Source organism: Cupriavidus basilensis, from assembly GCF_008801925.2.
In the GTDB taxonomy this organism is placed as follows: domain Bacteria; phylum Pseudomonadota; class Gammaproteobacteria; order Burkholderiales; family Burkholderiaceae; genus Cupriavidus; species Cupriavidus basilensis.
The window spans coordinates 120,094-142,032 of record NZ_CP062805.1; the positions used below are offsets into that span (position 1 = coordinate 120,094).

20 protein-coding genes and 1 pseudogene are annotated in these 21,939 nt (G+C 63.5%); 8 read left to right on the forward strand and 13 right to left on the reverse strand.

What is annotated here, in order from left to right:
- Window positions 1-104 precede the first annotated feature (104 nt).
- Entirely contained in the window at window positions 105-1,223 is a 1,119-nt protein-coding gene (locus F7R26_RS36115) for a branched-chain amino acid ABC transporter substrate-binding protein (protein ID WP_058697525.1), read from the forward strand.
- 388 nt (window positions 1,224-1,611) lie between these two features.
- Window positions 1,612-3,273, forward strand: a complete 1,662-nt coding sequence (locus F7R26_RS36120; RefSeq protein ID WP_143010699.1) for a thiamine pyrophosphate-binding protein — start codon at window positions 1,612-1,614, stop codon at window positions 3,271-3,273.
- 297 nt (window positions 3,274-3,570) lie between these two features.
- Here F7R26_RS36120 and F7R26_RS41645 read toward each other — a convergent pair whose 3' ends face one another.
- Window positions 3,571-3,990: a tripartite tricarboxylate transporter substrate-binding protein gene (locus F7R26_RS41645; RefSeq protein ID WP_412459398.1), complete on the reverse strand. Its 420-nt coding sequence runs from the start codon at window positions 3,988-3,990 to the stop codon at window positions 3,571-3,573.
- Here F7R26_RS41645 and F7R26_RS36130 point away from each other — a divergent pair.
- The 6 genes and pseudogenes from F7R26_RS36130 to F7R26_RS36155 form a co-directional block, all read left to right on the forward strand.
- Window positions 3,984-4,164: pseudogene (locus F7R26_RS36130) on the forward strand (electron transfer flavoprotein-ubiquinone oxidoreductase); the annotation flags it as partial. The gene F7R26_RS41645 and the pseudogene F7R26_RS36130 overlap by 7 nt on opposite strands.
- A gap of 288 nt (window positions 4,165-4,452) precedes the next feature.
- Window positions 4,453-5,652 (forward strand): ABC transporter substrate-binding protein, encoded by a 1,200-nt coding sequence (locus tag F7R26_RS36135; RefSeq protein WP_058697528.1) that lies wholly within the window; start codon window positions 4,453-4,455, stop codon window positions 5,650-5,652.
- A 136-nt stretch (window positions 5,653-5,788) separates the two neighbouring features.
- Window positions 5,789-6,559, forward strand: a complete 771-nt coding sequence (locus F7R26_RS36140; protein WP_058697529.1) for an ABC transporter ATP-binding protein — start codon at window positions 5,789-5,791, stop codon at window positions 6,557-6,559.
- 13 nt (window positions 6,560-6,572) lie between these two features.
- Entirely contained in the window at window positions 6,573-7,298 is a 726-nt protein-coding gene (locus F7R26_RS36145; RefSeq protein WP_058697530.1) for an ABC transporter ATP-binding protein, read from the forward strand.
- Between the two features lie 14 nt (window positions 7,299-7,312).
- The gene (locus F7R26_RS36150) at window positions 7,313-8,200 is read left to right on the forward strand and encodes a branched-chain amino acid ABC transporter permease (RefSeq protein ID WP_058697531.1); all 888 of its coding nucleotides are present in this window, start codon (window positions 7,313-7,315) and stop codon (window positions 8,198-8,200) included.
- Complete coding sequence (locus tag F7R26_RS36155) at window positions 8,200-9,234, forward strand: branched-chain amino acid ABC transporter permease (protein ID WP_081050223.1); 1,035 nt, start codon at window positions 8,200-8,202, stop codon at window positions 9,232-9,234. The genes F7R26_RS36150 and F7R26_RS36155 overlap by 1 nt, the downstream gene beginning before the upstream one ends.
- 82 nt (window positions 9,235-9,316) lie before the next feature.
- On the opposite strand, the gene F7R26_RS36160 is transcribed toward F7R26_RS36155, so the two are convergent.
- From F7R26_RS36160 to F7R26_RS36215, 12 genes are all read right to left on the reverse strand, one after another.
- Window positions 9,317-9,949, reverse strand: coding sequence for a hypothetical protein (locus F7R26_RS36160; protein ID WP_143010700.1), 633 nt, complete (start codon window positions 9,947-9,949; stop codon window positions 9,317-9,319).
- Window positions 9,946-11,490, reverse strand: a complete 1,545-nt coding sequence (locus tag F7R26_RS36165) for a 3-hydroxyacyl-CoA dehydrogenase (RefSeq protein ID WP_058697533.1) — start codon at window positions 11,488-11,490, stop codon at window positions 9,946-9,948. Before F7R26_RS36165 ends, F7R26_RS36160 begins: the two co-directional genes overlap by 4 nt.
- Window positions 11,491-11,601: 111 nt before the next feature.
- The gene (locus F7R26_RS36170; protein ID WP_058697534.1) at window positions 11,602-12,591 is read right to left on the reverse strand and encodes an NADPH:quinone oxidoreductase family protein; all 990 of its coding nucleotides are present in this window, start codon (window positions 12,589-12,591) and stop codon (window positions 11,602-11,604) included.
- Window positions 12,592-12,603: 12 nt separating this feature from the next.
- A complete protein-coding gene (locus tag F7R26_RS36175) occupies window positions 12,604-13,716 on the reverse strand; it encodes a CaiB/BaiF CoA transferase family protein (RefSeq protein ID WP_058697669.1) in 1,113 nt (370 codons plus the stop codon).
- Window positions 13,717-13,721: 5 nt separating this feature from the next.
- Entirely contained in the window at window positions 13,722-14,387 is a 666-nt protein-coding gene (locus F7R26_RS36180) for a 3-hydroxyacyl-CoA dehydrogenase family protein (RefSeq protein ID WP_058697535.1), read from the reverse strand.
- Between the two features lies 1 nt (window position 14,388).
- Window positions 14,389-15,264, reverse strand: a complete 876-nt coding sequence (locus tag F7R26_RS36185) for a 3-hydroxyacyl-CoA dehydrogenase family protein (protein ID WP_081050224.1) — start codon at window positions 15,262-15,264, stop codon at window positions 14,389-14,391.
- Between the two features lie 9 nt (window positions 15,265-15,273).
- A complete protein-coding gene (locus tag F7R26_RS36190; RefSeq protein WP_058697536.1) occupies window positions 15,274-16,440 on the reverse strand; it encodes an acyl-CoA dehydrogenase family protein in 1,167 nt (388 codons plus the stop codon).
- A gap of 202 nt (window positions 16,441-16,642) precedes the next feature.
- Window positions 16,643-17,398, reverse strand: a complete 756-nt coding sequence (locus tag F7R26_RS36195) for an SDR family NAD(P)-dependent oxidoreductase (protein ID WP_058697537.1) — start codon at window positions 17,396-17,398, stop codon at window positions 16,643-16,645.
- Window positions 17,391-18,161 (reverse strand): enoyl-CoA hydratase/isomerase family protein, encoded by a 771-nt coding sequence (locus tag F7R26_RS36200; RefSeq protein WP_058697538.1) that lies wholly within the window; start codon window positions 18,159-18,161, stop codon window positions 17,391-17,393. The genes F7R26_RS36195 and F7R26_RS36200 overlap by 8 nt, the downstream gene beginning before the upstream one ends.
- 2 nt (window positions 18,162-18,163) lie before the next feature.
- Complete coding sequence (locus F7R26_RS36205; RefSeq protein WP_058697671.1) at window positions 18,164-19,846, reverse strand: class I adenylate-forming enzyme family protein; 1,683 nt, start codon at window positions 19,844-19,846, stop codon at window positions 18,164-18,166.
- A 16-nt stretch (window positions 19,847-19,862) separates the two neighbouring features.
- Window positions 19,863-20,642, reverse strand: a complete 780-nt coding sequence (locus F7R26_RS36210) for an enoyl-CoA hydratase-related protein (protein ID WP_058697539.1) — start codon at window positions 20,640-20,642, stop codon at window positions 19,863-19,865.
- Window positions 20,643-20,654: 12 nt separating this feature from the next.
- A complete protein-coding gene (locus tag F7R26_RS36215) occupies window positions 20,655-21,884 on the reverse strand; it encodes a CaiB/BaiF CoA transferase family protein (protein WP_058697540.1) in 1,230 nt (409 codons plus the stop codon).
- Window positions 21,885-21,939 lie beyond the last annotated feature (55 nt).

Here is a 21,939-nt window from a genome sequence, read left to right on the forward strand (position 1 = left end):
TGACCTGAGCGCGTGCCTTCGCTTCAGGGTACACCTTGGAAGCGGCGCAATGAAAGCCGCACACCAGTCGAGCACCCTTGACTTTTTCAACCCAGGAGACATCCATGAAATCCACAAAGAACCTTCGCTCGATCGGGACGGCAGTTGTGTTGACCTTCCTTGGCCTGTCGGCACAGGCCCAGACGGTCAAAATTGCCATTGCCGGCCCCATGAACGGTCCCATGGCCCAGAACGGCGACATGATCAAAGCCGGAGCCCTGACCGCTATCGAACTGATCAATGCCGCTGGCGGAGCCGGTGGGAACAAGCTCGAACCTGTCATCATGGACGATGCCTGCGAACCGAAGCAGGCCGTAGCAGTGGCGAACAAGATCGTGAGCCAGGGCATCAAGTTCGTCATCGGACATGTCTGCTCCGGCTCGACTATCCCGACTTCCGAGATCTACGAGAACGAAGGCGTTGTGATGGTGACTCCGACTGCCACTGCGCCGCAAATCACCGAGGGCAAGAAGCGCAAGCTCATCTTCCGCACCATCGGCCGTGACGACCAGCAGGCGCCTGTCGCCGCCCAGTACATCATCGCCAAGGTCAAGCCCAAGAAGGTGGCCGTGCTGCACGACAAGCAGTCCTATGGTCAGGGCATTGCTGCTGCGGTGAAAAAAGAGCTGGATGCTGCCAAGGTACCGGTGGTTCTGTTCGAGGGCCTCAATGCAGGTGATACCGACTACTCGGCCATCATCACCAAGCTCAAGTCGCAGGGTGTGGACTTCGTCTACTTCGGCGGCTACCACCCCGAAATGGGGCTGCTGCTGCGCCAGGCGCGGGAGCAGAGCGTGAAGGCAACCTTCATGGGACCGGAGGGCGTGGGCAACAAGGATGTGACATCGATTGGCGGAGCGGCCTCCGAGGGTATGCTGGTGACGCTGCCGGCCAATTTCTCGGCCGATCCGGCCAATGCTGCGCTTGTCAAGGCCTTTGCCGACAAGAAGCGTGACGTCAATGGTCCGTTCCAGATGTCCGCATACGCGGGCGTGAAGATCATCGCCGATGCGATCAGTGAAACCAAGAGCACCGATCCCGCCAAGGTTGCGGCCTTCATGCACCAGAAGACCTTCCAGACCCCGATCGGCAAGGTCGAATACGATGCCCAGGGCGACCTGAAGTCGTTCCAGTTCGTGGTCTTCACCTGGCATAAGGATGCCACGAAGACAGCTGTCAACTGAGCCAGCGCCTTTGCCGAAACGCCCCGCTACTCATTCGGCGAGCGGGGCGTTTGGTATCGAGCATGCGGGATGGGGGCTTGATCAAGAGCCTCATGGATCGGGCGCACGCGCTCGCACCGGAAGCGCGAGCATCGATCAGCTCGGGCCGTGTGCTGATGACCTGAAGCGGCAGCGACACGCATGGCGACTTCATGTCCGCGACATGGACAGGTTGTGTTCACGGAATACACTGCCTCGCACGCCATAGGCTGGGATGCAAAGAGTGTCCAACAGATTCACCGTGGTCATCGCGTGGCACACGCAAGTTGCTGTACCAAGCATTCGATACTGAAACCCACGGCCTTCTGGCCCAGGCAGCAGTGTGTGGCAATCGTTGGAGGTAGATAAATTGACTCAGAAACTCGTGCCCGTGTATGAGGCATTGGCTCAGGACATCAAGACGATGGGCGTGGAGGTCGCGTTCGGCTTGATTAGCGACGATACGGCACTCTTCGTCGCAACCCTGGACTCCATAGGCATTCAGTTCCATGGCAGCCGACATGAGAACACCGCGATCGCCATGGCCGACGGTTATGCGGCTGCCACCGGCAAGCTGGGCGTCGCGGTGCTGGGACGGGGCCCCGCCGCCGCGAACTCCATGCACGCGGCCACCTATGCGCAACGCAGCCGTTCGGGGGTGTTGATGATCTTCGGTGACGCGGCGCTTCGGCCGCCCGCTCACAGCTGTGGCCCCGACCTGAAGGCCTTCGACGCCGTGGGCGCGCTGCGTTCAGCCGGACTCGAGCCCTTCGTCGCGAGGGACGCCCATAGCGCCCGCCAGGTGCTCGCGCAGGCGGTCAGTGCCGCCCATGCCGGCGCGGCGGCACTGCTGCTGCCAACCGACGTACAGCGGGCCAGCGTCGACCTCTCGGCCACCACCCCGACGCTCGCGCCGCCCCCGACCATAATCAGGCGTCCTCCGCGCAAGACGGCGCTCGCGGCCGCGTCCACACTGCTGGCCGCGAGCAAGCGCCCCCTGATCATCGCTGGCTGGGGGGCCTACGAGGCCGGAGCGCGAGAAGACCTGATCGCCCTGGCCGAACACCTGGGGGCGGCACTCAGCACGACGCTCAAGGCCAAGGATCTATTCCAAGGCCACCCGATGGACTGCGGGCTGGTGGGCTCCTATTCCCATGCCGGCGGACGCCGGCTGATCGAGCAGGCGGACTGCATTCTTGCGTTCGGCGCCGGTCTGAACGGCCGGACCACCTCCATGGGAACGGCTATACCGACCGAGGTGCCCGTGATTCACGTCGACAGCACCCGCGCCAACATCGGACGCTGGCTGGATGCCGACGTGGCCATGGTGGCCGATGCAAAGCTCGCGGCCCAGGCGCTGCTTGAGTCGGTTCCCGCTCGCCGCCCGGAGATCAAGGAATTCCACGGCGAGTCCTACCGGAGCTGGCTCGACAGCTTCACGCTGGACAAGGACTTCACGCCGCAGCACACCCCCCGAACCGTCGATGCACGCGCGGCCGCGCTCGCGCTGGACAACATCCTGCCGCGCAACCGTAACGTCGTGTACGACGCCGGCAATTTCCTGCAGGCGTTGCCCTACTTGAGCGTTCCCGATCCACGCAGCATCCGCCAGGCCACAGACTTCGCCTCGATCGGCCTGGGCATCGGCGCGGCACTGGGTTACGCGCGCGGCGAACCCGATGCCACCACTGTACTAGTGATCGGTGACGGTGGCCTGCTGATGACGCTCGGTGAGCTGGAGACCGTGGTTCGGGAAGATATTCCGCTCGTCGTGATCCTGATGAACGACTGTGCCTATGGCGCGGAAGTCCACTTCCTCAAGCTGCAGAACATGCCGACCGCAAAGACGGTTTTCCTGGATATCGACTTTGCGCCGATTGCCGAGGCCTTGGGCTTCCAGACGGCCACCATTCGCAGCATGCAGGACCTGGAACAGGCAGCGCCGATGCTCAGGAACCCCGAGGGGCCTGTGCTCCTCGACGTCAAGATCAACGGGGCGATTCCCGTGGGTTGGCTCTTCGATGACAAATAGGTCGGCGCCACGCCGCCGGACCTTCTTCCTGTGGCGGCAGGTCTGCGCGTTCGTTTTCCGCGTCGGGCGGGCTGCAGCCTCCGACGGTGCCCCTGCGCGCCGGGAACCCATCGGCCGCCGGCAAGTGGGCGGCGCATCACAAAGAAGCTCAGATGTAGATACTAGCTGAGCAGAGCGATTCACTGAGCGATACAGCCTTTTCCGGCCGTCAGGCGATGCAACTGCGATGTAGTGCCGAGCATCTTCATGCTCGAGTTAGTCAACGGAACATAGCAACCGCTTGCCAGGAGTAGACCGTCACGCCCTTGACGACGGACTCTTCCATGGTCGGCACGTCGGGCAGGATAGGCGAGCGCGCAGCTTGCCTGCCTTGATGTGCGGGACCGCTGTATTGAGATTCATGAAGGTGGCGTCGACCTGTCCGCCAGGCAGGTCGTTCTTCGCCGGGGCGCCGCCCATGTACGTATGTGGATCCCGGTTGTGCCGGTTTTCTGCCAGAACAGATCCTTTCTGCCAGAACAGATCCGCGGTGAGATGGTCGCTTGTCCCGTTTCCGGCAGATGCGGACGTCTTCGTCTCAGGGATTGGCCTTCTCGTAGGAAACGATGTTGTCCTGAATGGTCTTGAAGCGGGAGTTTGCTGGCACCGAAAGGACGTTGGGCGCCTGCACGGCAACGGTGAGGTAGGCGAAGTCCTTGAAAGGATCGTACGGCGCACTCGTCGGTTGCGACGCCGGCTTTCTGAATGCGGCGCGCCTCAAGGGCAGTCACGCCGCCATCAAGAGCGGCATGCTGTGCGCCGAGGCGGCTTCCGACGCGATCGCCGCCGGCTGCCAGTACGATGAACTCACAGGCTTCTCAGAGAGCTTCGAGGGAACCTGGCTGCACGGATCTATCAAAATTTCAAGAACTGCTTCAAGGAGAGTTCGCTGCTGTGCGCTTGCAGAAGGTTTGCATGCCGGACTTGTAGCCGATGGCCTGCCTTGGGACTGTCTTCGGTAAATACATGTTCGCAGGCACGAGTGTACTCAGCGGGGGGCGAATACACCTCCAAGGGCATATTTATGGCTAAAACGGACGTAATTGGACCTGGCACCGAAGTTGCAGATAGCGGGTATGGACGGTGAATGTGTTCGAGGAAAACGCTGTCCGTCATGATAACGAACGATTGGAGACATCCATGAATGCACCCGCACTGCGCTTCGGCGCACTCGCCGCACTGACGGCGATTTGCCAGTTGGCTTCCGCCGCGGAGCCATTCCGCATCGGCGCCTTGGTAGATATGTCCGGGGTCTATTCCGGCATCGGCGGTCCTGGCGGTATCGCAGCCGTCAAGATGGCGGTTCAGGACTTCGGCGGTAAGGTTCTGGACCGGCCCATCGAGGTGTTGGGTGCCGACTACCAGAACAAGGTCGATATTGCTTCCACCCGTGCCCGGGAGTGGTATGACCGGAACAACGTCGAAATGATCATCGAGTCCACCGACTCGGCCTCGGCGCTGGCGCTGCAGAAACTTGGCGAGAGCAAAAAGAAGATCACGATCTTCGCGGGTTCCGCCACTACGGAACTGACGGGCAAGCAGTGCTCGCCTTACGGTATTCACTACGTGTACAACACCTACGCGCTGGCAAACGGCACGGCACGCGCAATCCTGGAAGAAGGCAAGAAGGACTGGTTCTTCATCACCGCCGACTATGCATTCGGCCATTCGCTCGAGTCGAATGCCATCAATGTGGTGGAGCAGCTGGGCGGGAAGGTTGCCGGCAAGGTCCGCCATCCGCTTGCGGCATCGGACTTCGCATCGTTCCTGCTGCAGGCACAGGCGTCAAATGCGCAGGTGATTGCATTGGCCAACGCGGGACGCGATACACAGAATGCGGTTCGCCAGGCTTCGGAGTTCGGACTCGGGACTGGCAAGCAGGTGGTGGCGCCGCTGCTGATTTTCGATAGCGACCTGAAAGGCATGGGCCTGAAGGCGGCGCAGGGACTGCAGTTCACCACGGCATTCTACTGGGACTACAACGACGAGACCCGCGCTTTTGGCAAGAAGTTCTTCGCACAGACCAAGATGATGCCGACCATGGTTCAGGCCGGTATGTACTCCGCGGTGACGCACTACCTGAAGGCGGTACAGGCGGCAGGTAGCGCGGACCCCGACAAGGTCATGGCGAAGATGCGCGCGACGCCGGTCAATGACTTCTTTGCCAAGGACGGCCGCATTCTGGCAAACGGGCTGATGGCGCATGACATGTACCTGGCTGAAGCCAAGAAGCCGTCTGAGTCCAAGGGCGAATGGGACCTGCTGAAGATCCGCAAGATCATCCCCAAGGACAAGGCCTTCGAGCCACTGGAAAAGAGCGCCTGTCCGCTCAAGGGCTGACGCACTAGGGAACTTGAGGTGGCCAGGCAGCTGGCCACGCTTCTACGCACTCTCCGGGCGTCTTTCCACGGCCGCTGCGTCGCCCCGGCCGCGCGGAAGACGCTTCCTTTTTCTCCAGATTGGCTTTGCTCCTGTTATGCCGGATTTCATTCTGCAGACGCAGCGGTTGTCCAAGTCATTCAGAGGCTTTACTGCCGTCAGTGAAGTCGACCTGAATGTACGCCGCGGCTCGATCCACGCCTTGATCGGGCCGAACGGCGCGGGCAAGACCACCTGCTTCAACCTGCTGACCAAGTTCCTGGAGCCGACCGCCGGCACCATTCTGTTCAACGGCATCGACATCACGCGCGAAAAGCCAGCGCAGATTGCGCGGCGGGGCGTGATCCGCTCGTTTCAGATTTCCGCGGTGTTCCCGCACCTGACCGTACGCGAGAACGTACGCATCGGCCTGCAGCGTCAACTGGGTACTGCCTACCAGTTCTGGCGCAGCAAGCGTTCGCTCGACGTGCTAAATGCCCGCGCGATGGATTTGCTCGAACAAGTCGGGCTGACCGAGTTCGCCGAGACCATCACTGTCAACCTGCCTTACGGCCGCAAGCGTGCGCTCGAGATCGCGACCACCCTCGCGATGGAGCCGGAACTGATGCTGCTCGATGAGCCGACGCAGGGCATGGGCCATGAGGACGTGGATCGCGTGACCCAGCTGATCAAGCAGGTTTCTGCCGGCCGCACGATCCTGATGGTCGAGCACAACATGAATGTCGTGTCGTCGATTGCCGACAAGATCACCGTACTGCAACGCGGTGCGATTCTGGCCGAGGGCCCTTACGCCGAAGTCTCGAAGGATTCGCGCGTCATGGAAGCCTACATGGGTACGGCCGACGCCGAGCTGCAAGGCGCGCATTGAGGGGGAAAAAGTAATGGCAAACGACAACACCCCGGCCCTCGAGATCAGGGACCTGCATGCCTGGTACGGCGAGTCGCACATCCTGCATGGTGTGGACCTGACCGTCAATCGTGGCGAAGTGGTCACGCTGCTTGGGCGCAATGGTGCCGGGCGCACGACAACGCTGCGCGCGATCATGGGACTCACCGGTACGCGCAAGGGATCGATCAAGGTCAACGGCCACGAAACCATCGGCCTGCCGACACACAAGATCGCGCACTACGGCATTGGCTACTGTCCCGAAGAGCGGGCGATCTTCTCAAGCCTGTCCTGCGAAGAGAACCTGCTGCTGCCGCCGGAACTCAAGAGCGCCAATGCGGGAAAAGGCATGAGCAAGGCCGAGATCTACGACATGTTCCCGAACCTGATGGAGCGCAAGCAGAGCCAGGGCACGCGCCTCTCCGGCGGTGAACAGCAGATGCTTGCCGTGGGCCGGATCTTGCGTACCGGGGCGAACCTGCTCCTGCTTGACGAGATCTCGGAAGGGCTGGCGCCTGTGATTGTGCAGGCCCTGGCGCGCATGATCTTGATGCTCAAGAAGAAGGGCTACACGGTGGTAATGGTGGAGCAGAATTTCCGATTCGCCGCGCCGCTGGCCGACCGCTTCTACCTGATGGAGCACGGCGCGATCGTCGAGCGCTTTGCCGCCGACGAGCTGCAGGACAAGATGCCGGTGCTCAATGAGCTGCTCGGCGTGTAACGAGGGGAAGTGCAATGAACCTTGATTTTGGAATTCCCCTGCCGGCTTTGATGTCGCAGTTGCTGCTCGGCCTGGCGAATGGCGCGTTCTACGCAATGCTAAGCTTGGGGTTGGCGGTGATCTTTGGATTGCTCAACGTGATCAACTTCGCGCACGGTGCGCTGTTCATGCTGGGCGCTCTGCTGGCGTGGGCCGGCATGGAGTACGTCGGGCTGAGCTACTGGGCAATGCTGCTGCTGTCGCCCCTGGTCATCGGCTTGTTGGGCGTGCTGATCGAAAAGACGATGCTGCGCTGGATCTACAAGCTAGACCATATTTACGGTCTGCTGCTCACGCTGGGTATTACGCTGGTGATCGAAGGCGTGTTCCGGTCAATCTACGGCGTCTCGGGCCAGCCTTACTCCGCGCCCGAGCTGCTGCAGGGCGCTACCGACGTTGGCTTTATGCACCTGCCGAACTATCGCGCCTGGGTCGTGGTGGCTTCCATCACGGTCTGCCTGGGCACGTGGTTCGTGATCGAGAAGACCAAGCTGGGCGCCTACCTGCGTGCGGGCACCGAGAACCCCAAGGTCGTCGAGGCGTTCGGCGTCAATGTGCCGCTGATGGTCACCCTGACCTACGGCTTCGGCGTGGCACTGGCTGCGTTCGCCGGGGTGCTGGCCGCGCCGGTGATCCAGGTGTCGCCGCTGATGGGACAGAACCTGATCATCGTGGTGTTTGCAGTTGTAGTGATCGGTGGAATGGGCTCGATCCTCGGCGCCATCGTCACCGGTCTGGGCCTGGGCGTGATCGAGGGGCTGACCAAGGTGGTCTACCCGGAAGCGTCGTCAACGGTGGTCTTTGTTGTAATGGTGATTGTCCTGCTGCTTCGTCCGGCGGGGCTGTTTGGCAAGGAAAAGTGATGACCGAATTCTCTCTCCCTTCAACGGTGACCTCGGCGGCCGGTGGGGACGCGTTGGTGCGAAGCCGGGCGCCGGCATACATCTCCATCGTGCTGGTTGCACTGCTGTTGCTGGCGCCCCATCTTGGCTTCTATCCGGTCTTCGTGATGAAGATCCTGTGCTTTGCGCTGTTTGCCGCGGCATTCAACCTGCTGCTCGGCTACACCGGCTTGCTGTCGTTCGGCCATGCCGCCTTGTTCGGCGGCGCGGGCTACATAGCCGGGTATGCGATCAAGAACTGGCATGTCACGACGGAGGTCAGCCTGCTGATCGGCGTGGCAACCGCCGTAGCGATTGGATTTCTGATGGGCGTGCTGGCAATCCGCCGCCAGGGCATCTACTTCGCCATGATCACGCTCGCGCTGGCACAGATGTTCTTTTTCATTTGCCTGCAGACACCGCAAACGGGCGGCGAGGACGGCTTGCAAGGCGTTCCGCGCGGCGCGTTGTTCGGGGTGATCGACCTGTCATCGGATGTCAGCTTCTACTATGTCGTTGTCGCCGTCTTTGTCGCAGCGATGGTGCTGATTGCCCGCATAGTCAGTTCCCCGTTTGGCCAGCTCCTCCAGGCGGTCAAGGAGAACGAGAGTCGCGCCATCTCGCTGGGCTACAGTACAGACCGCTTCAAGCTGATGGCCTTCGTGCTGTCGGCCGCGCTGGCGGGACTGGCGGGAGCGATGAAAGCGCTGGTGCTTGGCTTTGCGACGCTGGCCGACGTCCATTGGACCATGTCGGGGGCAGTCATCCTGATGACGCTGGTGGGCGGGATGGGGACGTTGAGCGGGCCAGTCGCCGGTGCGCTCGTCATTGTGATCCTGGAGAACAAGCTGGGCGAGATAGGTGCCGGACTTGCCAATGTCACCGGGATCGACTGGTTCGCATCCCTTGGCGAGTCAGTGACGCTCGTGACCGGTGTCATTTTCATTCTGTGCGTTCTGTTGTTCCGGAAAGGACTGGTTGGGGCGGTCCTTGGCCGGCTTCCGTCCGGACGATGATTGCTAGAAAGACGGCCGGCAGCACGCGGTCGGCCGGCTAAGTCATCGCTACGGGGCGCCGCGGGCAGGTTGTTCGCCCTTGCTAGCGGCCATTCAGCAGACGATGCAGCAGTGAAGCGTTCACCCCGAATCGATCGAAGATCGCATCTTCGAAGCGAGCGCGATCCGGGAAGCCATAGGATCCGACCCTTGCAGCTTCCCGGTCGGCGCCGGCGAGGTCAAACAGCGCGCGCATCAGGCGCTGCGTCGCCACCAGATCGACAAAGCTCTCGCCTTCACTCAACAAGGTTCGGGACAATTGACCCGCCTGATCGATGCGGAGCTCTCGCGACGCCGATGCGAGCCGCCACGGCTTTTGCGGTGCCTGGAACACCGCCATAGCCAGGCTACTCGCAATTGGCTTGTGCGATCGCTCTTCTACCCGTATCCGCTGACCGGACCACGGCAGCTGCCGGAACGCTACGCGGGCGCGCTCTGCCAGCACAAGGTGTGGCGACTCGAGCGGGCGGATCGCGTGCCATCCACCGTCGTGGGTTGCACGCATCTGACCCGGCACGTTGAGCTCACAATCACCTTCGATGACCTCTGCAATCACGGGGAACGGGAAACGCAGCCCGCGCAGATGGACACGCGCATACGCTGGCGATTGGAGAATGAGCGAAAGGGGAGCGACCTCTGGCTGCACTGCGGTCTTTGATGGTCGGGGGGCGATCAAGCCTCGTCCGTCAGCAGCGACAGGCCCAGGCCGGCGCGGCGCCACAGCCACGGGCTCGGGCGGTAGCGCATGTCGCCGGTCAGGGCTTCCATGTTGCGCAGCGTCTCCAGCACCAGTTGCGGGCCGACGGCGTCGCCCAGGGCCAGCGGGCCCTTCGGGTAGCCCAGGCCCAGGTTCACGGCCAGGTCGATGTCCGCGGGCGAGGCAATGCGCTGCTGCGCGATATCGCTGGCGATGTTGATGATGCAGCAGAGCACGCGCTGGGCCACGAAGCCGGCCGAGTCGCGGATCACCGTGACCGGCACGCCGTCGCTCGCGAACAGGCCGTGCGCGGCGTCGCGCGCGGCGGCGCCAGTGGCCGGCGTGGTCATCAGCGTGCGGCGCTTGGTGGCCTCGAACGGCAGGAGGGTGTCGATGGCCACCGTGCGCGAGGCGTCCAGGCCCTGCTGGAGCGCGGTGGTGGTCGCGTCCAGGCCCAGCGGCGTGACGACGATCAGTGCCTCGGCGGAAGGCTGGTCGCCACTTTCAGGCGTGATACCGAGCGCGCCGAGCAGCTTCGTCACCATGGCATGGCCGCGTTCGCTGGCGCGGCTGACCCACACGCTGGCCGGACGGGCCGACGGGACCGCGGCCGCGGCCGTGGCCGGGACCTGCTTCTGGCCATCCACGTAGCGGTAGAAGCCGGCGCCGGCCTTTCGGCCGACCAGCCCGCCAACCGAGCGGATCGCCGTGATCGGCGACGGGCGGTAGCGCGGCTCCTGGTAGAACTGGTTGTAGATCGATTCCATCACCGGGTGCGACACGTCCAGCCCGGTCAGGTCCATCAGCTCGAACGGCCCCATGCGGAAGCCGGCCTGCTCGCGCATGATGTTGTCGATGTCGGCGAACTCCGCCACGCCTTCCTGCGCGACCTTGATGCCTTCGATATTCATGCCGCGGCCGGCATGGTTGACGATAAAGCCCGGCATGTCCTTGCAGCGCACCGGCGTATGGCCCATGCGGCGCGACAGCGCCATCAGCGCATCGCCCACGGCCGGGTTGCCGGACAGGCCGTCGATGACCTCGACCACCTTCATCAGCGGCACCGGGTTGAAGAAGTGGTAGCCGACCACGCGGCCCGGTTCCTTTGCGCCCACGGCGATCGCGGTGATCGACAGCGACGAGGTGTTCGAGGCGATGACCACGTCAGGACGCAGCACGGCTTCCAGCTTCGCCACGAGATCTCGCTTCACTTCGAGCTTCTCGACGATGGCTTCCACCACCATGTCGCAGCCGGCCAGGTCTTCCAGCGCGCCGCACGGCTTCACGCGGCCCAGCGTGGCCTGGGCGTCAGCCGCCGAGATCTTGCCCTTTTCGGCCAGCTTGCCGAGCGTATCCTGCAGGTACTTGCGTGCCGCTTCCACCGCTTGCGGGTTGGCGTCGTACAGGTTGACGGTCAGGCCTGCCTGCGCGGCGATCTGGGCGATGCCGCGGCCCATGGCGCCGGTGCCGACGATGCCCAGTGTCTGGATAGCGGTGATCGAAGGAGAGGTTGTGTTCATGATGTCCGGATCGCAGGAGATGGTGGGCGACGCCGCAAAGCACTGCAGCCGTGAGGAGGAACCCACGGCTGCAGACGGGCATGGCATTCGCCCAGGGTTGTTCGGTAAGCCTCAGTTCAGCGTCAGCACGTACTTGCCGGACACCTGCCCGGAGGCGAGCTGCGCCAGCGCTTCACCGGCACGGGAAAGGGGCAGGGCACCGGCGATCTTCGGCCTGAGCGCACCTTGCTGATACAGCTTGAAGATCTCTTGCTGTACGGCCAGCACCTTTTCCGGCTGGCGATCGCGATAGTCGCTCCACTGCAGGCCACTGACGCCAATGTTCTTGAGCAGCAGATAGTTGGCCTTGATCTCGGGGATGCGGCCGGCCGCGAAGCCAATGACCACCGCGCGGCCGCACCATGCGATCGCACGCAGTGCGGCATCGAAGACATCGCCGCCCAGGGTGTCAAGCACCACATCGGCGCCATGGCCCGAGGTGGCATTGCGCACCTGCTCGCGCAGCGATTCGCGCAGGTCAGGGGCGGAAAGATCGATCACTGCGTCGGCTCCCAGTTCCCGTGCCGCCTGCGCGTGCTCGGCACCGCTGACGCCGGCCAGCGCGATGCCGCCGAGACCCTTGACGATCTGGATGGCCGCCGAGCCGACGCCGCCGGCAGCCCCGGTGACAAGCACAGTCTCGCCGGCACGGAATCCGCCACGTTCCACCAGGGCGAAGTAGGCGGTCTGATATGCCAGCCCCATCGCGGCAGCGTCTTCGAACGGCATGGCATCGGGGATGCGGAAGCATGAATCGGCAGGCACGCTGACGAGCTCGGCGAACGCGCCATATTCCAGTTGCGCCACCACGCGATCGCCAGGTTGGACATGGGTGACATTGGCACCGACGGCGCGTACCACGCCGGCGGCATCCTTGCCCGGTGCGAACGGGCGTTGCGGCAGGATCTGATACTTGCCCTGCACCACCAGCACGTCGGGATAGTTGACCGCGGCGGCTCGGACTTCGACGAGCACGTCGCCGTCGCCAACCTGCGGGTCGGGAAGGTCGCCGATGGTGACGGCGTCTGGTGCATTGAATTCCTGGATGACGATGGCTTTCATGTCGGCTGGACCTCAGCGATTCAGAAGTTGGTTGTGTGCTCCCAGGGCCGGGGACGCGGCGGAGCGATCCTGGCTGCGAAAGGCGGCATCGATGGGCACCGGCAATGCCGGCATGCTCCCGTTCGCCGCAGTGGTAGCGGTGCGGTCAAACAGGCCGCGTTCCCGGAAATGCGGATCGTGCCGGGCTTCTTCCAGACTGACCACACGGCTGGTGCAGACGTCTTGCCCGGCGAAGCGGTCTTCCCAATAGGCAACCGGGTGCCGGGAAATGGCCGCCGCAACGGCACCGATGGCCTGGTCCGGTGACATCCGCGCCAGCGCGTCCGCATCCAGCCCGACCAGTGCGACGAAGTTGTCCCAGAACTTGTCTTCCAGTGGCGCGGCCGCCAGGAAGGCACCATCGGCGGTACGGTAGATCTGGTAGCGCGGCGTGCCTCCCGTGACCAGCTCCGACGCCGGTGCGGGCCACGATCCCAGCGCGCCGTTGCCAAGCCCCCAGTACTGGAACGTAAAGAGGTTGTCGGCCATGGCCACATCCAGGTGAACGCCCCTGCCGGTCTGGTCGCGCTGACGCAAGGCGAGCAGGATATTGATCATGGCCGGATAGGTGCCGCCAGCAATGTCGGCAATGAGGGCAGGCGGCAGGACCGGCGCACCATCGTTGCCGGCAGTCAGCGACAGCGTGCCGGATGCCGCCACATAGTTCAGGTCATGCGCGGCTTCTGATGCGCGCGGGCCGTACTGTCCGAAGCCGGTGATCGAGCAGTAGACCAGCCGTGGGTTGATTTCCGAAAGCGCTGCATAGCCGAGGCCCAGACGATCCATGACGCCGGGACGGAACTGCTCGATCAGGACATCGGCATCGCGGATCAACGGCGTCAACTGGCTCAGCGTCTCAGGCGCCTTCAGGTCGATCGCGACAGATTGCTTGCCGCGGTTGAGCAGCACGAAATTCGCGCTGTCGTCATCGACCTTCGGCTCATACGCGCGCATTTCGTCGCCACGGCCGGGGCGCTCGAACTTGATGACTTCGGCTCCCGCCTCGGCCAGCAGCAGCGAGCACAGCGGTCCGGGCAGGAGGGTGCTGAAATCCAGCACCTTCACACCGGTCAGGGGTTGGCTCATGGCAATCATCGCTTTACCCGCTCTTCGCGTTCCTCGCGCTCCGCTGCGACGCGCGCGCGCCGCGCCGGGGCATAAGGCTCCTGCCCGAGAGCTTCATGCAAGGCTTGAGTGACACGGAAATGGTGCGCCAGGCCAGTCCGTTCCAGCAGCGAGATCGGACCCTCCGGGTAGCCGAGGCCCAGGCACAAGGTCTTGTCCAGGTCATCGGCGCTGGCCAGTTTCTCGTCCAGGCGGCGCAGCGCCGCATTGAAGTACGGGCGGATCAGCCGGTCGACGATGCGACCCGGAAAGTCATGACATACCGCGACAACCAGCCCCGCAGCCTGGAACACCACCTTGGCGGCTTCGATCGCGCCAGGGGTCGTGCCCGGTTGCCTGACGAGTTCCACCAGCGGGCTCGGGTCGGCGTCGCCGAGACGAAAGCGGGCGAATCCAACCACATTGGAGCCTTCGACGCCGCGGCTCTCGCCTGTGTGGATGCCCAGGCATTCGGTGCCCAGCTCGATGGCGACAAAGGTGCGCGCTTCGTGTCCTTTGCCTACGCTGTAGGCGCGACCGGCTTGCGAACCGAGGTAGACCAGCCCGTCGCCTTGCGCCGCTGCCTGTTCGAGGAAGGGATGGGATTCGGGAAAGGAACGGCTCTCGCCAGCTTGTATGATTTCGTAGCGCATATCAGGCTCCAAACATCTTGGTGTCGCCGTAGGTATGGAAGCCTTTGCCGGTCTTCTTGCCCAGGCGCCTGGCGGCGATCATGCGGCGCACCAGCGGCGGGCAGGCGGCGCGCGGCTCGTGGGTCAGGCCATGCATGGCTTCGCACAGCAGCTTCTGGGTGTCCATGCCGACCAGGTCCAGCAGCTCGAGCGGGCCCATCGGATAGCCCAGCGCAGTCTTGATGGCGGTGTCGATGTCGGCCGGCTCGGCGACGCCTTGTTCCACCAGCCGGATCGCATCGTTATTGAACGGGATCAGGAAGTAGTTGAGGATGAAGCCCGGCGTATCCTGTGTGGCCACCGGCTTCTGTCCCATTGCCTCGGCAAAGGCCCACGCTTTCTGGAAGGTCTCATCCGAAGTGGCCAGGCCTGGCGACATCTCGATCAGCTTCATCAGCTGCGCAGGCAGGCAGAAATGCATGCCGACGAAGCGGTCCGGCCGGCCGGAACCGCCGGCGATTTCGGTGATAGAGATCGTGGACGTATTGGATGCGAAGAGGGTAGCCGGCGGGCAGACCTCATTGAGCTGGCCGAACAACTGATGCTTGACTGCAAGATCCTCGAAGATGGCTTCAATGATGATGTCGCATTTGGCCAGGTCGCTCAGTGAGGTAGTGCCCTCCCAGCGGGACAACGCCTCAGCGGCGGCGCCGGCCGGCAGCTTGCCGCGCTCCTCGGATTTCTTCAGGAACGCTTCGGTCTGGCCGCGGGCGCGGTCCAGCGCATCCTGCCGGGCATCGAATACGATGGTCTTGAAGCCCGCGCGGGCCGCAACGATGGCGATGCCCGCGCCCATGGTGCCGGCGCCCGCGACGCCGACGGTTTGAATGGTTGTCACGTTCGTCTCCTATTTCTTCAGGAAGCTGCGCCCGATCAGCTGCCGGTGCACCTGGTTGGTTCCTTCCCAGATCTGGGTAATCTTGGCGTCGCGCATCAGCCGCTCGACCCGGTAGTCGTTGCAGTAGCCATAGCCGCCGAACAGTTGCACGGCATCGGTCGTGATGCGCATGGCCGCGTCGGTGGCGCGTTGCTTGAGCATCGAGGCTTCGATGCCGAAATCCTGGTCGCCGGCATCGACCATCTCGGCCACGCGCCAGAGCCACGATTCACACAAGGCCAGCTCCGTGGCCAGGTCTGCCAGCATGAACTGGATGCCCTGGAACTCGAGGATCCGCTTGCCGGACTGGCGCCGCTCGTTGATGTAGTCGACCGCATCCTCGAACGCCGCGCGCGCAATGCCCAGGGCATGCGCGGCAACGCTGGGGCGCGAGCGGTTCAGCGAGCCGAACAGGATCTGCAGGCCCTCGCCGGGAGCGCCGATAAGGTTGGCGCGTGGCACGCGGCAGCCGTCGAAGGCCAGGCTGGCCGTGCTGGACGCACGGGTGCCCATCTTGTGCTCGGTGCCGAGCACGCGCAGACCCTCCGTGCCCTTTTCCAGAATCAGCACGGAGATGGCGGCCTTCGGATCGCTGATCTCGGACCATTTGCCGAACACCAGATACAGGTCGGCCACGTCGCCGTTGGTAATGAAGGTCTTGCCGCCATTGATGACGATGTCGTCACCGTCGGGGGTAAAGGTGGTGCGCATGCCAGTGGCATCCGATCCCGCAGAGGGCTCGGTGATTGCCAGCGACGCCAGGCCGCCTTCGGCAATGCGCGGCAGCAGACGACTCTTCTGTTCTTCGCTCCCGTACTGGATCAGCGGCTTAATGGCGTGGAAGTTCGTGGCCCAGACAATACCGGTGGAGGCACAAGCCTTCGAAATCTCCCGCACGCAAGCGAGATAGCTCAGGAAGGACAGTTGCGCGCCGCCATAGTTGTCAGGGATGAACATGGCGTTCAGGCCCAGTTCATTGATGGCTTTCACGTTCTCCCAGGGAAACACCCCGGTGCGGTCGTACTCGGCCGCCCGTGGCGCGATCTGGGTGTTGCAAAGCTCCTTGACGCTGTCGAGGAGCATGCGTTCCTCGGACGATAGCGGCAGCCGCGCGTCCATCCGGTCCAGCATGTTCATGTCTTCCTCCGTTGGTGGGCTGTGAACCGCCCGGATCAGTCCACTGAATCACTGAAATTGGTCGGCGCCTGCCATGTCATGCGGGCGCATCGCGTCGTTGCAAATGCTCGCAATAGCCGTGCTATTGCTGCGCTTTGCGCCTGCGCTGCATCCCGCCTGACATGTCCTTCGCCTCCCATTTCAATGATTCAGTGGACTAGTGCTACAGCGCCATGCCCTGGCCGCCATCGACATAGAGCGTCTCGCCGGTCAGGAAGCGGCCGGGCAGCCGGAACAGCATGGCGGCAAGCCGTCCGATATCGTCGGACTGCCCGGGGCCTCCGACGGGAATGCGCTTCTTGAGGAATGCCTGGAGCGCACCTTCGTTCAACTCGTCGCGGTTCAGATCGGTCTCGATATAGCCAGGCGCGATATTGACGACCTGTATGCCATCGCGCGCCCATTCGACGGCCAGGCAGCGCGAGATCGCGCCGACGGCAGCCTTGGATGCGCAATAGGCGGCATTGCCGCGCACGCCGAGCTTGTCGTAGAACGAGCCAATGTTGACGATCAGCGCCGAGCCGGCCTCGCGCAGGTAGGGGTAGGCCACCTGGCTGGCGAGCAGGACCGACGAGGCGTTGGTTTGCATCACGCGCTCGAAGTCGGCGATCGGGAACGATGCGGACGGCCCCTGCAGGTGGATGCCCGCGTTGTTGACCAGGCCGACGATCGGCTTGCCGAACAGAGTGGGCACCTCGGCGAATGCCGCGTCGACAGAAGCGGCATCGGTGATATCGCAGTGTATTGCCGCCAGCCGCTTCTGTGCATCGGCATCGAGCGAGCCGGCGTCAGGAAGTTCGCCCGAACGCGAAAGGCAGGCAACGTGCAGGCCGGCGCGTGCCAGCTCCACGGAAATGGAGGCACCGATGCCGCGGCTCCCGCCGGTCACGATGACGGCGCCCTGGGTGAGATCAGGCATCCTTGAACTCCGGTGTGCGTTTCTCGATAAAGGCGCGCATGCCTTCGACGGAGTCATCCGTCTGGTAGGCCAGCGTGGACAGGTCGGCCTCGATCTCGAGTCCGGCGTCGAGCGTGGTCTCCATGCCGCGTACCACTGCCTCTCTTGCGAACTGAGAGGCGCAACGGCTATAGCCGATGAACTCGGACATGAAAGCCTTGCCAAGTTCGGCCGGGTCGCCGGCGGCCACCACACGGTTCACCAATCCGATGCGCTCGGCTTCGATCGCGTCGACTGTTCGTCCGGACATCACCATCTCCAGCGCACGGCCTTCGCCAACGAGGCGTGGCAAACGTTGCGTGCCACCGTAGCCAGGGATCAGACCGAGCTTGATCTCCGGCAGACCCATTCGGCCATGTACCGTCGCGATACGGAAGGTACAGGCCATGGCCAGCTCCAGCCCGCCGCCAAAGGCATAGCCATGCAATACGGCGACCGACGGAATCGGCAGGCTGGCCAGCTTGTCGAAGATACGTTGACCCAGCTGTGCGCCCTGGCGTTGTGCCATCAGGCTGCGGTCCATCAGTTCCTTGATGTCGGCGCCGGCGCAGAACGCCTTCGGCCCGGCCCCAGTCACAATGAGCGCGCGAGCGCCGGAGGCTGCCACCTGATCGAGCGTGTACGACAGTGCTTCGATCATCGTGAACTGCAAGGCGTTGCGGGCTTCGGGCCGGTTGAGCGTGAGGATCGCGTACGGGCCGTCAAACTTGATATCGATGGACATGGTCATGCTCCTGCTGTAGCGCTGGCCTTGTAGCGCACCGCCTGCGGCTTGAGTTCGCCACGCATGGTCATCTCGACCAGATCGCGTTTCAGGATCTTGCCGCTGGGTGTCAGCGGGAACTGGTCCAGGCCCAGGAAGTACTCCGGCATGTCGTACTTCGACAGGCCGCAGCTCGCCAGGTGGGCGAGCATGTCAGCCGGTTCCAGCGTTTGACCCGCGCGGAGCACAACCGACAGGCAGACCTTCTCGCCGAGTCGTTCGTCCTGCACGGGATAGGCCGCTGCGCGCTCCACCAGGGGATGCCGCATGGCCAGTTCCTCGATACGGGCGGGGTGGATATTGTGGCCGCCGCGGATGATCAGGTCCTTCTTGCGCCCGACGATCACGATGCAGCCGTTCTCGTCGATGATCCCGAGGTCGCCGCTCATGAACCAGCCATGGATGTTGAACGACGTTTCCGTGGCGACCTGGTTGCTGAAGTAGCCCAGCATCAGCAAGCCGCCGCGCCCGCCGATCTCACCGATCTCGCCCACTTCGGCCTCGACGTCCCAGTTGTCCTGCTTCCACAGGCGGACCTCATATCCGCGGCACGCGCGCCCGCATGTCGACACAATGGTGTCCGCGGTATCGGACGGGATGGTGTAGTTGTGCGAACCGTTCTCGGTCATGCCGTAGACGTTCTGCGGCGTCACGCCGAGCGTCAGGAACTTCTGCGCCACATCACGCGGGATTGCCGCGCCCGCCATGTAGAAGGTGCGGACTTCGCCGAGGGACGTCAGCTTGCGGTCGCGCACGGCCTGCAGAATGTCCATGGCGTGGGTCGGCACCCCCATCACATACGTGGCGCCGGTTTCCAGGATCCAATCGAGAGCATGCTTGCCGGCACGCAGGTTGGTCATGACCAGCTCCGCGCCTGCCACCAGCACTTGTTCCAGGGCCACGGTGGCAATGTGGTGGCTCATCGGGCTCAGCGTCAGAACCGTGGTATCGGCCGAGTGACCCCAGTCGTTGACCAGTGCGCGTCCGTTGGCCAGCAGCGTGTTGTCGCTGTGCATCACACCCTTGGGGAGGCCTGTGGTGCCAGACGTGAAGGCCAGATACACGATCTTGTCCGGGTTCAGGTCCGGCGTCGACAGTGCGGAGGGCGGCAGCTGATCCGGGAATGGATGGGCGTCGGCGGGCAGGGTGAAGTCGCCATTGGCCTGGCCGGGCATGGCAAACATGGCGGCGAGCGTCGGAATGTCGGCGGCGCGGCCGAAGATCGAGTTGTGGTCCGAATCGGCGCCGTAGCCGGGCATTGCGAACAGGGCCCGGCACTGGATGCGGTTCAGCAGCGTGCAGATCTCGTCGACGGTGTAGTTCTGGTGCAGTGACGGGCAACAGACGTAGCCATTGCGCGAGCAGGCCAGGAACACGATGGTTGCCTGTACCACGTTGGGCAGCCAGATGCCGACCCGGTCACCAGGTTTCAGGCCCTGCCTGTGCAGCGCCTCGGCTACGCTATCGACCCAGTCGACCACTTCGCGCCAGGTCAACCGGACATCCGCGTCGCGCAGGGCGGCCGACGTGGGGCGTTCCCGCGAATGGCGACGGGCGAGCGTGTAAAGGGTCTCCTGCTGCCAGATCCCCGACAGGTAGTAGTCCCGTGCATTCTGCGGATTGTGCAGCGTCAGGATGTTTTGCATGATCTTCACCCGGGCATCAATGGCCAAATTTGGAAGCATCCGGCTTGCGGCGTTCGGCAAACGCCGCCGCCAGTTCGTCGTGTTCGCTGGTGTCGAGATAACCGCGCAGCAGCAGGTCATGCGCCATGCGGGACAGCCCGCTGACACCGCCATGACGCGCGTTGAACGCGCTCTTCAGCGAGGCGAGCGCAAACGCGCCGCGCTCGGCCACCTCCAGCGCATATTCGCGCGTGGCTTCGGCCAGTTGCTCATCCGGGACGACGCGATTGATCAGCCCGATTTCCATGGCTTCGCGTGCCGTCATCTTGGGATTGCGATACCAGATGTCCTTGGCGCGCTTCTTTCCCACCAGGTCTTCCAGATACCAGGTGCCATAGCCCGCATCGAAGCTGCCGACCATCGGACCGACCTGGCGAAAGATGGCCGACTCCTTGGCAATGGTCAGGTCGCAGACCACCTGCAGCACGTTGCCGCCGCCGACGGCAAAGCCGTTCACCGAGGCGATGACCGGCTTCTGCAGGCGGTCGATGCTTTCGTACATCTCCAGCGTCGGCAGCACGCCCGCGTAGAGCGTGGTGTCCTGCATGCCGTCCTTGCGCCCGCCAGTGCAGAAGAACTTGTCGCCCGCGCCGGTGATCACGATGACGCGGGTGCGGGTTTCGCGGCGGATCGCGTTGATGCAGTCACGGATCTCGTGGCACATGGTCTCGGTGAACATGTTGCCGTCGTGGGGACGGTTCAGCGTGATCGTGCCGATGGGGCCGTCTTCCTTGTAGAGAATTTCGGTATAGGACATCGTGTCTCCTGTTTAGACGATTTCTGAGTCGATGAGGCCCGCGATGCATGTCGCGGACATGGAAAGTTCTTCCCTGAGAATGCGTTCGGTGTGCTCGCCCAGCGCCGGCGGCGGGTTGCGGAGCACGGCACTGGCGCCGTCGAAGCGGATGCCCAGGCCAACCTGCGGCACCAGGCCGGTAATGCCCTGGGTGGCGAAGAACATGCCGCTCTCGCGCAGCGGGATGTCGTCGGCCAGTTGGTCAATGCTGTTGATGGGGCCGGACGGGATGCGGTGTTGCGCAAACAGCGCAAGCCAGTGCTGGCGTGGTTGCGTCGCAAGGAGTTCGGCAATGGCCTGCACGATCGCCTGGCGCGCCTCGCGCCGGCGGGCGTTGGTCTCGAATCCCGGTTGCCGCGCGTAGTCCGGACGCCCGACCGCCGTCCAGAAGCGCTGCCAGATGGCGTCGTTGCCGAGTCCCAGCGTGATGGGGGAATCCGCGGTATCGAAGACCTGATAGATCGCGATCACGGAATCAGTCCCGCCCGAGCGGTTCGGCGCCTCGCCGGAACCCAGATAGGGCACGATCCGCGGCGCCATGAACCGCGCCATCGTCGCCACCATCGACACATCGATCTGCTTTCCGGCCCCCGTGCGTTCCCGTTCGAACAGCGCGGCCAGCGTGGCCATGGCAATGTCCTGGCCGGACAGCAGATCGGCGGCAGGGGTGCCGACCTTCTGGGGCGGGCGATCCGCCTCGCCGGTCAGGTGCATGACTCCTGAGTAGCCCTCTGCGATGAGGTCGTAGCATGGCAGGTCGGCGCGTTCGCCCTCGAGCCCGAACCCGGTCACGGACACATGGATCAGCCTGCCGTTGATGGCCTTGAGCGTCGTGTAATCGAGGCCGAGCTTTTCCTGCACACGCTGGGCGGTGTTGAGGACGACGACGTCGGCATGGCGCACCAGTTCATGCGCCACCCGCTGGCCCTCCGGGCGTGTGAGGTCGATGGTCATGCTCTGCTTGTTGCGGTTCATGCTCAGGAACCACAGGGACTCACCGTCCAGGAACGGCGGCCCCCAGCTGCGTGTATCGTCGCCGCCATGGCGCTTTTCCACCTTGACGACCTCGGCCCCCAGGTCGGCGAGCAGGAGCGTGCCATAAGGGCCAGCCACCGAGGTGGTGAAGTCGAGCACGCGAATACCCCGCAGGCAGGAAAGGCCTGCGCCGGGTGTCTGGAACGGGAGTGTCTTCAGTGTGTCCATTTCAGGTCGGATCTACGCAAGTGACCGACATACTGCAAAGCGTGTGCCAACACAT

Coding starts and splice junctions, on each gene's coding strand:
- F7R26_RS36115 (WP_058697525.1), top strand. CDS start 105: ATGAAATCCACAAAGAACCTTCGCTCGATCGGGACGGCAGTTGTGTTG.
- F7R26_RS36135 (WP_058697528.1), top strand. CDS start 4,453: ATGAATGCACCCGCACTGCGCTTCGGCGCACTCGCCGCACTGACGGCG.
- F7R26_RS36140 (WP_058697529.1), top strand. CDS start 5,789: ATGCCGGATTTCATTCTGCAGACGCAGCGGTTGTCCAAGTCATTCAGA.
- F7R26_RS36145 (WP_058697530.1), top strand. CDS start 6,573: ATGGCAAACGACAACACCCCGGCCCTCGAGATCAGGGACCTGCATGCC.
- F7R26_RS36150 (WP_058697531.1), top strand. CDS start 7,313: ATGAACCTTGATTTTGGAATTCCCCTGCCGGCTTTGATGTCGCAGTTG.
- F7R26_RS36155 (WP_081050223.1), top strand. CDS start 8,200: ATGACCGAATTCTCTCTCCCTTCAACGGTGACCTCGGCGGCCGGTGGG.
- F7R26_RS36165 (WP_058697533.1), bottom strand. CDS start 11,490: ATGAACACAACCTCTCCTTCGATCACCGCTATCCAGACACTGGGCATC.
- F7R26_RS36170 (WP_058697534.1), bottom strand. CDS start 12,591: ATGAAAGCCATCGTCATCCAGGAATTCAATGCACCAGACGCCGTCACC.
- F7R26_RS36175 (WP_058697669.1), bottom strand. CDS start 13,716: ATGAGCCAACCCCTGACCGGTGTGAAGGTGCTGGATTTCAGCACCCTC.
- F7R26_RS36180 (WP_058697535.1), bottom strand. CDS start 14,387: ATGCGCTACGAAATCATACAAGCTGGCGAGAGCCGTTCCTTTCCCGAA.
- F7R26_RS36190 (WP_058697536.1), bottom strand. CDS start 16,440: ATGAACATGCTGGACCGGATGGACGCGCGGCTGCCGCTATCGTCCGAG.
- F7R26_RS36195 (WP_058697537.1), bottom strand. CDS start 17,398: ATGCCTGATCTCACCCAGGGCGCCGTCATCGTGACCGGCGGGAGCCGC.
- F7R26_RS36200 (WP_058697538.1), bottom strand. CDS start 18,161: ATGTCCATCGATATCAAGTTTGACGGCCCGTACGCGATCCTCACGCTC.
- F7R26_RS36205 (WP_058697671.1), bottom strand. CDS start 19,846: ATGCAAAACATCCTGACGCTGCACAATCCGCAGAATGCACGGGACTAC.
- F7R26_RS36210 (WP_058697539.1), bottom strand. CDS start 20,642: ATGTCCTATACCGAAATTCTCTACAAGGAAGACGGCCCCATCGGCACG.
- F7R26_RS36215 (WP_058697540.1), bottom strand. CDS start 21,884: ATGGACACACTGAAGACACTCCCGTTCCAGACACCCGGCGCAGGCCTT.